The organism is Curtobacterium sp. 8I-2 (assembly GCF_902506155.1).
Classification (GTDB): Bacteria; Actinomycetota; Actinomycetes; order Actinomycetales; family Microbacteriaceae; genus Curtobacterium; species Curtobacterium poinsettiae.
In genome coordinates this window covers 2,493,473-2,507,007 of record NZ_LR732827.1, presented here as the reverse complement: position 1 = coordinate 2,507,007, position 13,535 = coordinate 2,493,473, and the positions used below count along the sequence as shown (strand labels likewise).

The 13,535-nt window shown below is 72.0% G+C and carries 10 protein-coding genes; 3 read left to right on the top strand and 7 right to left on the bottom strand.

The window, feature by feature from the left end:
• The first annotated feature begins 165 nt into the window (after positions 1-165).
• Together BOSE127_RS15645 and glgB are read left to right on the top strand one after the other, a co-directional pair.
• The gene (locus BOSE127_RS15645; protein WP_194590470.1) at positions 166-2,166 is read left to right on the top strand and encodes an alpha-1,4-glucan--maltose-1-phosphate maltosyltransferase; all 2,001 of its coding nucleotides are present in this window, start codon (positions 166-168) and stop codon (positions 2,164-2,166) included.
• On the top strand, positions 2,163-4,727 hold the full coding sequence (glgB, locus tag BOSE127_RS15640; protein WP_156155354.1) for a 1,4-alpha-glucan branching protein GlgB: 2,565 nt from the start codon (positions 2,163-2,165) through the stop codon (positions 4,725-4,727). The genes BOSE127_RS15645 and glgB overlap by 4 nt, the downstream gene beginning before the upstream one ends.
• 233 nt (positions 4,728-4,960) lie before the next feature.
• Here the strand turns inward: glgB and BOSE127_RS15635 are convergent, their stop codons facing one another.
• Positions 4,961-5,971: a tetratricopeptide repeat protein gene (locus BOSE127_RS15635; protein WP_056068945.1), complete on the bottom strand. Its 1,011-nt coding sequence runs from the start codon at positions 5,969-5,971 to the stop codon at positions 4,961-4,963.
• Positions 5,968-7,710: a hypothetical protein gene (locus BOSE127_RS15630; protein ID WP_159557925.1), complete on the bottom strand. Its 1,743-nt coding sequence runs from the start codon at positions 7,708-7,710 to the stop codon at positions 5,968-5,970. Before BOSE127_RS15630 ends, BOSE127_RS15635 begins: the two co-directional genes overlap by 4 nt.
• 184 nt (positions 7,711-7,894) lie before the next feature.
• Here BOSE127_RS15630 and BOSE127_RS15625 point away from each other — a divergent pair, with 184 nt between their 5' ends.
• Positions 7,895-9,736 carry a hypothetical protein gene (locus BOSE127_RS15625; RefSeq protein ID WP_201300460.1) on the top strand — a complete coding sequence of 614 codons (1,842 nt, stop codon included), beginning with the start codon at positions 7,895-7,897 and terminating at the stop codon, positions 9,734-9,736.
• An 88-nt stretch (positions 9,737-9,824) separates the two neighbouring features.
• Here the strand turns inward: BOSE127_RS15625 and BOSE127_RS15620 are convergent, their stop codons facing one another.
• The 5 genes from BOSE127_RS15620 to BOSE127_RS15600 all read right to left on the bottom strand — a co-directional run bounded on the left by BOSE127_RS15620 (position 9,825) and on the right by BOSE127_RS15600 (position 13,498).
• The gene (locus BOSE127_RS15620; RefSeq protein WP_159557923.1) at positions 9,825-10,574 is read right to left on the bottom strand and encodes an alpha/beta hydrolase; all 750 of its coding nucleotides are present in this window, start codon (positions 10,572-10,574) and stop codon (positions 9,825-9,827) included.
• Positions 10,571-10,873 carry a hypothetical protein gene (locus BOSE127_RS15615; protein ID WP_042539653.1) on the bottom strand — a complete coding sequence of 101 codons (303 nt, stop codon included), beginning with the start codon at positions 10,871-10,873 and terminating at the stop codon, positions 10,571-10,573. The genes BOSE127_RS15620 and BOSE127_RS15615 overlap by 4 nt, the downstream gene beginning before the upstream one ends.
• A gap of 12 nt (positions 10,874-10,885) precedes the next feature.
• The gene (locus BOSE127_RS17395; protein WP_017888237.1) at positions 10,886-11,779 is read right to left on the bottom strand and encodes a transglycosylase SLT domain-containing protein; all 894 of its coding nucleotides are present in this window, start codon (positions 11,777-11,779) and stop codon (positions 10,886-10,888) included.
• Between the two features lie 147 nt (positions 11,780-11,926).
• Complete coding sequence (locus tag BOSE127_RS15605; protein ID WP_017888238.1) at positions 11,927-12,475, bottom strand: DivIVA domain-containing protein; 549 nt, start codon at positions 12,473-12,475, stop codon at positions 11,927-11,929.
• A 78-nt stretch (positions 12,476-12,553) separates the two neighbouring features.
• Positions 12,554-13,498, bottom strand: a complete 945-nt coding sequence (locus tag BOSE127_RS15600; protein ID WP_159557919.1) for a phosphatidate cytidylyltransferase — start codon at positions 13,496-13,498, stop codon at positions 12,554-12,556.
• Positions 13,499-13,535 lie beyond the last annotated feature (37 nt).

Here is a 13,535-nt window from a genome sequence, read left to right as displayed (position 1 = left end):
GCGGGTGCGGCCGGGCACAGCGACCGACAGGCGGACGCAAGGCTCGTGGCGGCCCCGCCACGGGCCTTGCGTCCGGTCCTCCACAGGGTCCACGGCGCGCCCGGCCCCTCCACAGTGGGCGGAATCCGGGGAACGCGGAGCCGCCCGCCGGGTAGCGTCGCTTCCGTGGCCACCGCAGACCGACCCCGACGCCCGAAGATCGGGCGCATCCCGATCACCGAGCTCGCCCCGAGGACGCCGAACGGCTTCCCCGGCAAGGCATTCGACGGCGAGGTGATCACGTTCGGTGCGACCGTCTTCCGAGAAGGACACGGCATCATCGGCGCCGACCTCGTCCTCGAACGCCCAGACGGTGGAACACGCACCGTCCCCATGACCCTCGGTGCCCCCGGCACCGACCGCTACGACGCCACGGTGCAGGTCGACCACGTCGGCGTCTGGACCTGGCACGTCGAGTCGTACTCCGACGACTGGGCGAGCTGGCTGCACGGCGCACGCCTGAAGATCGCAGCCGGCGTCGACACCGAGGCGACGCTGCTCGACGGCGCCGTGCTGCTCGACCGGCTGGCCGACGAGACCGGCTCCCCCGCCGCCACACGCGCCGCCGCACGGGTCCGCGACACCGACCTCGACCCGGCGGAACGCCTGGCCGCCGTCGACGACCCGCGCATCGTCGCCGAGGTCGAGGAAGCCCCCCTCACCTCGCTCCGCACGCACTCCGCCACCCAGCTGCTCGACGTCGAACGCACCCGCGCCGGCGTCGGCGCCTGGTACGAGTTCTTCCCCCGCTCCGAAGGCGCGAAGAAGAACCCCGACGGCTCCTGGAAGAGCGGTGACTTCCGCACCGCGGCCCGCCGCCTGCCCGCCGTCGCCCGGATGGGCTTCGACGTCATCTACCTGCCGCCGATCCACCCCATCGGCACCACCGCCCGCAAGGGGCCGAACAACACGCTCACGCCCGGGCCGAACGACCCCGGCAGCCCCTGGGCGATCGGCTCCCCCGAAGGCGGGCACGACGCGATCCACCCCGACCTCGGCACCGAGGACGACTTCCGCGACTTCGTCGAGACGGCGAAGAACACCGGCATGGAAGTCGCGCTCGACTTCGCGCTCCAGTGCTCCCCCGACCACCCCTGGGTCACCCAGCACCCGGAGTGGTTCACGCAGCGCGCCGACGGCTCCATCGCGACCGCCGAGAACCCGCCGAAGCGCTACCAGGACATCTACCCGATCCAGTTCGACACCGACCCCGAGGGCCTGGTCACCGAGGTCGAGCGCGTCCTGCGCCACTGGATCGCCTTCGGCATCCGCATCTTCCGCGTCGACAACCCGCACACCAAGCCGCTGTGGTTCTGGGAACGGGTCATCCGTGAGATCCGCGACGAGCACCCCGACACCGTGTTCCTGGCCGAGGCGTTCACCCGCCCGGCGATGATGCGCGCGCTCGCCGAAGCCGGGTTCCAGCAGTCGTACTCGTACTTCACCTGGCGCAACACCAAGGACGAGATCGAGGACTACTTCACCGAGCTCTCGCACGAGACGAGCGACTACCTGCGCCCGAACCTCTTCGTGAACACCCCCGACATCCTCACCGAGTACCTGCAGTTCGGCGGCCGAGCCGGCTACAAGGTGCGTGCGTCGCTCGCCGCCACCGGTGCGCCGACGTGGGGCATGTACGCCGGGTACGAGCTGTTCGAGGACGTCGCACGACCGGGCTCCGAAGAGAACATCGACAACGAGAAGTACGAGTACAAGCCGCGCGACTTCGCACTGGCCGAGGCCGAGGGCGCGTCCCTCGCCCCGTACGTCACGATGCTCAACCGGTTCCGGGCGGCGCACCCCGCGCTGCGACAGCTGCGGAACCTGCACGTGCACGCCGCTGACGACCCGGCGATCGTCGTCTACTCGAAGCACCTGTCGGGTGACTTCATCCGGTCGGGTCGGCCCGACACGGTGATCGTCGTCGCCAACGTCGACCCGCACTCCGCCCGTGAGACCACCGTGCACCTGGACCTCGCCGCACTCGGTCTGCCGACCGAGGGCCTGTTCGACGTCCGTGACGTCGTGACCGGTCAGCGCTGGACCTGGGGCGCGTCGAACTACGTCCGCCTGGACGCGTTCCAGGAGCCCGTGCACCTGCTCGTCGTGGAAGGACCCCACCGATGACCCCCGAACCGACCGACCCCACGAAGCGCGGACCGGCCGTGCCGCCGGTACCGCCTCCGCCGCCGGCCGTGCCGCGCTACGAGCCGAAGGTGTCCGCTCCCGCCGAGGACCTGCCCGGTGCCCCTCCGGCCGAGCGCGAGGCGCCCGACCGCGGCGTGGCGGAGTCCGCGACGCTCGCCGGACACCCCGCCGACCCGACGCACCCGCGGCAGCCGTCCGTGGCGGCAGCCTCGTCGTCGGACGACCCGCAGGCCCCGACCGGAGGCTCGGCACCGGTCGTCCGTCCGGCGTCCGTCGACGCCCCGGTCGCCCCCGGCGCCGCTGCCGCCTCCCCGGCTCCGGCCGATGCCCCGGCCCCGGCCGTCGGCACTGCCGGTGCCGCCACGGACCCGCGCCCGGCACCGATCGAGGACTGGCTGCGCCTGCAGGTGGCCGAGGGCCGGTGGTCCCAGCCGCACGACGTGCTCGGCCCGCACCCCGTCGACGGCGGCACGAGCGTCCGCGTCGTCCGCCACCTGGCTCGCGCGGTGCGACTCGTCCGCCCCGACGGCGACGACATCGAGCTCACGCACGAGGGCGACGGGCTCTGGGCCGGCGCCACGGCCGACACGCTCGGTCGGTACCGCGTCGAGTCGGAGTACGACTACGACGCGTCGACGGACGAGGACGACGCCACCTGGACCACCGACGACGCGTACCGGTTCGCCCCGACGCTCGGCGAGCTCGACCTGCACCTGTTCGGCGAAGGCCGCGACGAGCAGCTCTGGCAGCACCTCGGTGCACACGCCCGCACGGTCGACGGGGTCGACGGGGTCGCATTCGCCGTCTGGGCACCGCGCGCCACCGCCGTGCGTGTCATCGGGGACTTCGAGGGCTGGGAAGGCCGCACCACCGCGATGCGCCGTCTGAGCGACCTCGGTGTCTGGGAACTCTTCTGGCCCGGTGCCGTCGTCGGCCAGCGCTACAAGTTCCAGATCCTCACCGACTCCGGCTGGGTGGAGCGGGCCGACCCGTTCGCCCGCGAAGCCGAGATCGCGCCGGCGACGGCCTCCGTCATCACCGAGTCCACGTACACGTGGTCCGAGGGCGACGCCGCGTGGATGGAGCGCCGTGCGCAGACCACCACGCACGACGCCCCCATGAGCGTCTACGAGGTGCACCTCGGCTCGTGGCGCCCCGGCCTGTCGTACCGCGAGGTCGCCGACCAGCTCATCGGGCACATTGAGTACACCGGCTTCACGCACGTGGAGTTCCTGCCGCTCTCCGAGCACCCGTTCGGTGGCTCGTGGGGCTACCAGGTCACCGGGTACTACGCCCCGACCGCACGCTTCGGTTCACCGGACGACCTGCGCTACCTGATCGACCGCCTGCACTCCGCGGGCATCGGCGTGATCATGGACTGGGTCCCCGGGCACTTCCCGAAGGACGAGTGGGCGCTCGGCCGCTTCGACGGCTACGCCCTGTTCGAGCACCCCGACCCGCGCCGCGGTGAGCAGCTCGACTGGGGCACCTACGTCTTCGACTTCGGGCAGCCGCAGGTCCGCAACTTCCTGGTCGCGAACGCGCTGTACTGGCTCGAGGAGTTCCACATCGACGGTCTGCGCGTCGACGCGGTGGCGTCGATGCTGTACCTCGACTACTCCCGCACCGACTGGCTGCCGAACATCCACGGTGGGCGCGAGAACCTCGACGCGATCGCCTTCCTGCAGGAGACGAACGCGACGGCGTACAAGCGGTACCCCGGCATCGTGATGATCGCGGAGGAGAGCACCTCGTGGCCGGGGGTGACCCAGCCGACGAGCGCCGGTGGGCTCGGCTTCGGGCAGAAGTGGAACATGGGCTGGATGCACGACTCGCTCGAGTACGTGCAGCGCGACCCGGCGTACCGCAGCTACCACCACGACGAGATCACGTTCTCGTTCGTCTACGCGTTCAGCGAGCAGTTCACCCTGCCGATCAGCCACGACGAGGTCGTGCACGGCAAGGGCTCCCTGTACGGCAAGATGCCCGGCGACGAGTGGCAGAAGCTCGCGAACGTGCGCGCCTACCTGGCGTTCATGTGGGCGCACCCCGGCAAGCAGCTGCTCTTCATGGGCCAGGAGTTCGCGCAGCCCGCGGAGTGGTCCGAGGCGAAGGGCCTCGACTGGTGGCTCCTCGACCAGCCCGGCCACCGCGGCGTGCAGGACCTCGTCGCCGAACTCAACCGCGTCTACAAGGACTCCCCGGCGCTCTGGACCCACGACTCGACGGCCGACGGCTTCGAGTGGCTCGAGGGCGGCGACGCACCGCACTCGACCCTCGGGTTCCTGCGGAAGGACGGCGACGACCGCGTCGCGGTGTTCGTCAACTTCTCCGGCGTCCCGGTGGAGCGTCGCTTCGGGCTGCCGACCGCGGGCGAGTGGCACGAGGTGCTCAACACCGACGCGGCCGAGTACGGCGGCTCCGGAGTCGGCAACCTCGGCGTCGTCACCGCCGAGGACACCCCGTGGGCGGGCCGCCCGGCCTCAGCGCACGTCGTGGTCCCGCCGCTCGGCGCCGTCTGGCTGAAGCTGGCCCCGTAACCCGGCCCACGTCCAGGACGCGACCGACCGACGGACGGGAGGCCCGGTGCCAGCTGGCACCGGGCCTCCCGTCTGTCGCGTTGCGGGTCCGGGCGATCCTGCTCGAGACGCCGTCGTGTCCGCGAGACGCCGTCGTGTCCGCGAGACGCCGCGGAAACGCCGAGACGCCGCCGGATCCGGCGGCGTCTCGGCGTGACGACGGCGTCTGCTGCGCCGCACGGACCCGGCAGGGGCTAGTACAGCGCGTTCGCCAGGCGGCGGCGGGCCGCGACCACGCGCGGGTCCTCGGAACCGATGAGCTCGAAGTACTCGACGAGCCGCACGCGCAGGGCTTCACGGTCATCGCCGAACACGGTCGGGACGAGGTCGAGCAGGCGCCCGAAGGCGTCGTCGACGTGTCCGCCCGAGATGTCGAGGTCGGCGACGGCGAGCTGCGCCTGGACGTCGTGCGGGCCTGCGGCTGCAGCGGCGCGGATCTCGTCGGCCGTCCGGCCGTTCAGCCGGTCGAGCAGCGACACCTGCGCGAGCCCGGCGACGGCCATCTGGTCGTGCGGGTCCTGCAGGATGGCGGTCTTGTACTCCTCGATCGCGGTGGCGTAGTCGCCCTGCTCGATCGCGTCGTACGCGGCCTGGTGGTGCGGCGGGAGCGGCTCCGGCTCCGGCTCGCCCTGCTCCGCGTCGACGTCCGCCGCTGCGCCGTCGACGGACACGCGACCGGACACCCCGTTCTGCTCGGCGGCCTGGAGCACCTGCTCGTAGACGTCGCGGACCTGCGCCTCGGGCAGTGCGCCGACGAAGAGCCCGAGCGGGCGTCCGCCGATCACGGCTGCGACGGTCGGGATCGACTGCGCCTGGAACGCCTGCACGAGCTGCGGGTTCGTGTCGGCGTCCACCTTGGCGAGCACCACGCGGCCGTCGTACTCGGCGGTGAGCTGCTCGAGGATCGGTGAGAGCTGCTTGCACGGCCCGCACCACTCGGCCCAGATGTCCACGATGACCGGGACGACGTTCGACAGCTCCAGGACGTCCTGGAACGTCGCGTCGGTGACGTCGATGACGAGCGACGGGACCGTCGGGCCGGCGCCGCTCGCAGTGCCGACGTCGGAACCGGGCGCGGCACCGCCTGCTGGACCCGCCGGGGCCGGAGCGCCGGACGGCTGGGGCGGCCGCTGTGCGCGGTCGACGAGGGACGACAGGTCCACGGCTCCGCGGAGCCCGGACGGGGTCGGGGGGATGTTGCTCATTGCACCTCACTTGCTGCGGTCAGGCCCTGCGTGAACCCGAGCAGGACCACTTTGTCATCCGAGGCGACCGGCGGCACGTAGAAGAGCAGCTGGACGCTGTAGGTGGCGCTGATGCCCTTCTTGCTCGTGTCGACGCCGGACAGTGCCTTCACGGCACCTTCGGTGTTCACCTCGGCGCCCGACGCGGTCGGGGTCACCTTCTCGATCTCGTCCAGGTCGGCGGAAACCAGGGCGCCGGCGTCGTCCGTCGCGATGGCGACGGCGGAGTCGGCGGGGACCTCGGACGAGTACTCGATCTTCGCCGTGTCCGGCAGCGCCTTGGCCTTCTTGTCCTTGTACGCCTTGCCGATGGTCGTGCGGAGTGCGTCACCCTCGGTGGTGAACAGGTCGGCGTACTCGCTGGCGGTGTCCTTCGAGAGGATGTCGCCGTAGGCGGTCGCGACCTGGTCCGGCTGGATGGTCAGGAGCTTCGACTCCGGCGCGAGCAGCGCCGCACCGATGGTCGTCGGGGCGAGGCTCGGGATCTTCGCGTCGGCCTCGAGCGACACGTCGTACGCGACCTTGTAGGGATCACGGGCGCTGTCCTGCACCAGGGTCAGGGCCTGCGGCGCCGACTTGGCGTCACAGTCCTCGGCGACGATCGTGAAGACCGTCCGCGGCCAGGTGTCGGTCTGCTGCGGCAGCGCGACGCACACCTGCGCTGCGGAGATCGCCGGCGGCGCCTTCACGTCCGAGTCCTTGCCGCGGATCGAGTAGTTGGCCAGCCGGAGGTCGAGCGCCGCGCCGGAGAACCGGGTGCGGACCAGGTCGCGGTCGCGCGCCCCGTCGGCCTGCTTCGCGACGGCCGCGGCGCGCTGCACGATGCGGGTGATCTGCTGCTTGGTCGCGGCGGTCGGCTCGGTGGGCTCCGCCGCCCCCGTGGCGGTGGCCGTCGGAGTCGGCGTGGCCAGCGACGGATCGCCGCCCTGCGGCCAGTAGTCCGACGAGCAGCCGGCCAGGGTCAGGGCACCGACGAGCAGCACCGGGACGCCGACGAACGCGCGGGTCCCACGACGACCGGGGCGAGGCACCTGCGCTCCGGCGGCGGCGGCACGGCGCGAGGCACGCACCCGCGGCGGACGGCTGCCACCGCTGCGACGGCGGGGACCGCGGCCACGGCGCTGGTGCAGGAAGGCGAGGACGAGCAGCACGAGGCCTCCGAGGACGAACACGCCGCCGGCCACGAGCAGCGGACCGACCGCCGGCGTCGCGGTGTCCTGCGGCCAGGTGACGGACACGTCGCTCGGTGCGGCGGCCTTGCCGTCGCTCACGACCAGGACCGAGACGTCCTGGGGCAGGCGGACGGTGAACTGTCCGGCACCGTCGTACTCCTGGTACCAGAGGTCGCTGCCCTTCGGCGACGGCACGCTCGTCTCGCTGCCCGAGGTCGACCCGACCAGCGAGCCCTTCTCGGCGTCGAAGCGGAGCGTGGTGTGCTCGGCGTCACCGATCCAGGCGTCGACGTCGGCGGTCTTGCCGTACGCCGCGAACACCTTGCCGGAGCCGGACACGTTGATGCGCTGGTAGCCGGGGTTGGCGTTGAGCGTCGTCCCCGGGATCACCGTCACCGGGGCGGAACTGGTCGTCGAGCTCTCGGCCACGAGCGAGGACGGCGGCGCGAACACGGTCCGCTGCCCCACCGCCAGCACCACGAGCAGCAGGCCGATGACGAAACTGACGATCGCCAGGACGAATCGCACGAACACTCTCCCTACCGCGCCGGGGTGGGGATGTCGGCGCGCGAATCAGCGACTCAGGATAGCGAGCATCGCTGGACAGTGCATCAATCCGCGCTGTCGCCGGACTCAGACGACCCGCTCCGGCCGCCACTACAATCGACCGCGGGCCGATCCGGGCCCTCCGCCGAGCACCCAGGAGCGACACGTGGCGAACGACGAGGCCGAGTTCGGGACCGAGCTGCGCGGGTACCGCCGCGACGAGGTGGAGCGTTCACTGAACGACCTGCGCCGCGAGCTCATCAAGTCGAACAACGACCGCGCCGACGCCGCGAAGGAGATCCGTCTCCTGCAGGCCCGCGTGTCCGAGCTGCAGGGCGAGCTGGACGAAGCCGGCACCCCCACGTACAGCGGTCTGGGCACCCGCCTCGAGTCCACGCTGCGTGTCGCCGAGGAACAGTCGACCCGGCTCATCAGCCAGGCCGACATCGACGCCCAGCGGCTCCGAGCCTCGAGCCGCGCCGAAGCTGAGCGCACCGTCCGCGAAGCGCAGGAAGAAGCGCGCGACGCCCTCGAGGACGCCCGCACCCGCGCCACCAACGAGCTGACCCGTGCCCGCGCCGAAGCCGCCGACACCGTCGAGCGCTCCCGCGCCGAGGCCGGTCTGCTCACGCAGGACGCCCGCAACGAGGCAGCCGCCATCCGCGGTGCCGCGGTGACCGAGGCCGCCGAGGTCCGCTCCGTCGCCATCCGCGAGACGAACGCACTGCGCGCCCAGGTCGAGCACGAGGTCGCGGAGCTGCGTGAGATCGCCCAGCGCGAGTCCGCCGACGCCCGCACCGCCGCAGCCGAGCTCGACCGTGAGACCGAGCACCGCCGTTCGGTCTTCGAAGCCGACCACACCCGCCGCACCGAGGACCTCGACCGCGAGGAGACGACCCGGCGCGAGGCCCTCGAGCGCGAGGTCGCCGAGGGCCGCGCCGCCTGGCACCGCGAACGGGACGAGGAGCAGCAGACACACGCGCTGGCCCTCGAGACCGGTCGCGCCGAACTCGCGTCCGAGGTCGCGCGTCGGCGGGCCGAGCTCGACAGCGAGATCGGTGACCGCCGCCGCGAACTCGACGAGGAGCTCGCGGCCGCCCGCGCCGAGTGGGAGCGCGAACTCGCCGTGGCCCGCACCGACCTCGAACAGGAGATCGAAGCAGCCCGCGCCCAGCTGCGCGTCGACGAGGAACAGACCCGCGTCGAGAACGCGCGCCTGGTGCAGGAGACCGCCGACCGGATCGCCCGCGAACTCGAGCAGCACGACGCCCGGATCGCGCAGGAGCGGGCCGAAGCCGACGCAGCAGCCGAGCGTGCCGTCCGCGAGCACGAGAACGCCATCGCCGCCCGCCGCGAACGCGAGCACGCCGAGGTCGACGCCGAGATCGCCGACCGCCGCACCGCCGAGCTCGGGGTGCTCGAAGCCGAGCGCACCGCCCTGCAGCAGGAGATCGACACCGCCCGCGCCGCCCTCGTGAAGGAACGCGACGAGGTCCGTGCCGAGATCGCCCGAGCACGCGACGAAGCCCGCACGACCCTCGAGTCGGAACTCGCGGCCCGCCGCGACGACGCCGAGCAGGACTACCTGCAGAAGCACCACGAGACCGTGACCGAGACGCAGAAGTACCTGGACGAGGCGAACCTGCAGCTCGCCGAGGCCACGCGCCGCGCCACCGAGGCCCGTGAGCGAGCCGAGCGTCTGCAGCAGGAAGCCGACGACCTCGAGCGCACCAGCACGGCCGAGGCGCAGGAGCACGCACGCACCATCGTCGCCGACGCTCAAGACCGGGTGCACCGGATGGTCGCCGACGCCGAGGAGCGCACCGCCGGTGTCATCGCCGAGGCCGAGGACCGCCTGGCGGCGATCCGCACCGAGCGCGAGGCCGTCGCGGGCTACCTCGAGAACCTCCGCGGGGTCCTCACGAACGCGACCGGCCTGCTCGGCACGGCGCCAACCGCAGCGTCCGCTGCGGACGAGCGCGACGACGTGGACGCGACCGAGCGCTGACGGTCACCGGCCCGGAGGCCCGACACGCGCCTCCAGGCCGCCCCACCCGCAGCAGGTGGCGGGGCGCACGGCGTGCCGTGGGCGTTGCTCAGACCGGCCAGTGGGTCGGCAGCGGTGCGCTGCCCGGGACGACGAGGTCGGCGATCGCGTCGAGCACGATCCGCACGTACCGCTCCCCCACCCACAGGTGCTTCGCGCCCGCGACGGGCACCACCCGGACATCGGGAGCGAGCGCGAACCGCGCGGCCGCAGCTTCGGGCTGCAGGAAGTCGTCGTGCTCCGGCACGAGCGCCACGACCGGGACGTCGACGGCGGCCCAGCGGGCGAGCTCGGCGTCCGACGTGCGGTGCAGCGGCGGTGACAGCAGGACGACCCCGGCGACGGTGCCGGCCTCGACGTGTTCGAGTGCGTGCTTGAGGATGACCTCGGTGCCGAACGACCACCCCACCAGCCACGGCGTCGGCAGCCCGCGGTCGACGACCTCGGCGACAGCGGCACGCAGGTCGAAGCCCTCGGAGACGCCGTCGCCGAAGCCCCCCTCGGACGTGCCGCGCGGCGACGTGACGGAGCGGAAGTTGAACCGCAGCACCGCGATGTCGGCCAGGGCCGGCAACCGGGCAGCGGCCTTCTTGAGCACGTGCGAGTCCATGAAGCCGTGTGCGGTCGGCAGGGGGTGGAGCGTGACGATGGTGCCGCGGGCAGGCGCGTCGGCGGGCTCGGCCAGTTCCCCGACGAGCGTCAGGTGGTCGTCCGTGACCAGCTCGACCTCGGTTCGTCGGGCGGGCAGCTCGGTCGCGGAGCGGATCTCGGTGTCGTGCGTCACGTCGTGCTCGGTCATGCGATGCTCCAGCAGTGGTTGTGCCAGTGCCGACGGGACGCCAGGTCGGCGGCGTCACCCAGGACGCCGTCCGCGCGCCAGACCACCACGTGGGCGGTGCCGGGCAAAACGGTGCCACCGCAGCCCGGGCAGATGTACTCCTTCTGCGCCGACGCGGCGGAGATCGGCTGCACCTGGTACTCGCGACCGTGGCGGACCTCGGTGCGCTTCCACGAACTCATCAGCCGATCGAGGGTGGACTCCTCGTCAGGCTCGACGTCGCGACCACGGGGACGCCGCGGCCGATTGCTGCGCGGCACCCGAGCAGCCGATCAGTACCAGTTGTTGGCCTGGCTGTGACCCCACGCACCACAGGGGGTGCCGTAGACGCCGGCGATGTAGTTGAGACCCCAGGTGATCTGCGTCGCCGGGTTCGTCTGCCAGTCGGCGCCGGCCGTGGCCATCTTGCTGCCGGGCAGGGCCTGCGGGATGCCGTACGCACCGCTCGGGTTGTAGGCGTTCACCCGCCAGCCGGACTCCTTGTTCCAGAGCGAGACCAGGCAGTTGTACTGGTCAGTGCCCCAGCCGCGGGCCGTGACCTGCTGCAGGGCGATCGCCTGCGCGCTGCCGGGGTCGGGGGTCGCGGCGGTGGCCGCGAGCGTGTTGGCGGCCGAGACCGGCTCGGAATCGGGGGCTGCGGCATCCGCGGCGTCGTCGGTGGCATCGGCGTCGTCGTCTTCGACGACGGGCTTCACGACCTTCGGGGCCGGCACCGTGACGCCGTAGCCGTCGCGGTCGGCAGCGGCCTCGCCGTAGGTGCCGTGTGCGGTGTACTGCTGGGGTGCCGGGGCCTTCACGAGCACCGGGGTGTCGACGGCGGCCTGTGCCACGTCGGCCTGCAGCGGGTTGAACAGCGACCCGCCGACGAACAGGAACACGCCGACGAACGACAGCATCGGGGCCGTCGCGCGCTTGCGGGCCACGGCGTTGACCGACGCGACACGGGCTGGCTCGGCCAGCTTCGGCGTCGTACGGCGCTGGACCGTCGCGGTGCGCTGCTTCGGGGAACGCTGCTCGGCGACGAGCGCGTCGTGGGCGAAGGACGCCACACGCTCGTCCGAGACGCGGTTCGCCGCGACCGACTTCGGCGTGGCCACCGGCCCGGTCGCCGCTGCCTGCGGGGTCACCCCGAACGCCGACGTCTCCGTCGTGCGGGTTCGCTGCATTGCCGCGCGGCGCTCACCGGAAGCCTGGAGGCTGAGGTGCTCGCGGGTATCGCGGTCGGAGCTTGAATCTGCCGTGTGCCTGCCCATGAGTAGGACCAGGGTAACGGAACGATCACGGAAAGCGAAGCACCTGGGGACAGCGCGTCGTCATCGGACAGCGAGCATCACTTCGACGACGGCGTCGAGCACCGCGTCGACCTGCGCCTCGCGGTACCCGCCGTGCTTCGGGCGGAACACGATCGAGCGCACCTCGGTGAGGCTGAGCGGCTTGCCTTCGCGGAAGTACCCCGCGAGTCGGGCGGCGAAGGCATCGACGTCCTTCGGGTGGTAGCCGGTGCCGAGGACGCTCACGCGGCTGAACCGCTGGCCGTCGGGCCGCTCGAGGCGTGCCACGACGTCCGACGCCTTCGTCCGCGCCTCGGCGTACCAGGCCTTCTTGCCGACCTCGCTCATCTCCCGCTCACGCTCGCGCGCCGCGAAGGCGTCCTCCAGCCGCTCGAGGGCGGCGTCGACGTGCGAGGTGGAGTAGCCGCCCTTGCGCATCGAGAACGCCGTGGCACGGATCTTCGCAGCCTCGATGCCGGGGGCACTGTCGTCGGCGGAGTACGCGCGCCGGGCGTCCTCGAGGAAACGCTCGACTTCGTCGACGTCGTAACCGAGGGCGGAACGGGCTGCGGTCGGGAAGGTGGTGGCCACGGCGTCATTCTGCCAGTCCCGACCCGTGGCACAACCTGGACGCGCTGAGTGCCACATACAGCCCGGCCCGGGGGCGGGTCAGTGGTTGACGACCAGGTACAGCACGTAGGCGACCGCGGCCGACGGCAGGATGCTGTCGATGCGGTCGAGCAGTCCACCGTGCCCGGGCAGGAACGACGAGATGTCCTTGATGCCGAGGTCACGCTTGATCATCGACTCGGTCAGGTCGCCGAGCGTGGCCGACCCGGAGATGAGCACACCCAGCACGACACCGGTCCACCAGGGCAGCCCGAGCATGAACACAGCCACGAGGATGCCGACGATGATGCTCGCCGCCACGGACCCGGCGAAACCCTCCCACGTCTTCTTGGGGCTGATGCGGGGTGCCATCGGGTGCTTGCCGAGGTTCAGGCCGGTCGCGTACGCACCGGTGTCGACCGCGACGACCACGAGGATGAAGCCGATCACCCAGAAGTTGCCGTCCCGCTGGGCGGAGAGCAGCACGACGCAGGCACCGAGCAACGAGATGTACGCCTGGACGAACAGCCCGTTCGTCAGGTCACGGACGACGTTGCCGGCCGGGGGCTTCTGCCGGGCGAGGGCGACCTCGACCAGGCGCCAGACGCTGATCAGGACGATGCCGCCGAGCAGCGTGAACAGCGCCGGGGCCTGCCCGTACAGGAACGCCGCCGGCACCACCGCGATCGCGACGGCGACGCTCGGGATCCGCGGGACGTCGCGGCCGGCGAAGCGCATCGCGCTCGTCAGCTCGTAGACGCCGACGCCCAGCAGGAACGCCGCGACCACCATGAAGGACGGCGTGAACAGGAGCAGCGTGCCGAGCATGACGACCGCGAACGCGAGCGCGATGCCGATCGCCGCCGGCAGGTTGCGCCCGGTCCGCGCCGTCAGAGCTTCGTTCCGCGCACCGAAGTCGGCCTTGCGCTGGCGGAGCTGCGCCTCGAAGTCGGTGCGCGCCGCACGTGCGCGCGCATCGAAGTCCTGGCGGAGCCCCTTCTTCACAGGCCCGCTCGTCGCGGGCCCGTGCTCTGCTGTGGGG

Excerpts from the sequence above, each read along its gene's own strand:
- glgB (WP_156155354.1), top strand. The coding sequence starts at position 2,163 with ATGACCCCCGAACCGACCGACCCCACGAAGCGCGGACCGGCCGTGCCG.
- BOSE127_RS15635 (WP_056068945.1), bottom strand. The coding sequence starts at position 5,971 with ATGAGCAACATCCCCCCGACCCCGTCCGGGCTCCGCGGAGCCGTGGAC.
- BOSE127_RS15620 (WP_159557923.1), bottom strand. The coding sequence starts at position 10,574 with ATGACCGAGCACGACGTGACGCACGACACCGAGATCCGCTCCGCGACC.
- BOSE127_RS17395 (WP_017888237.1), bottom strand. The coding sequence starts at position 11,779 with ATGCAGCGAACCCGCACGACGGAGACGTCGGCGTTCGGGGTGACCCCG.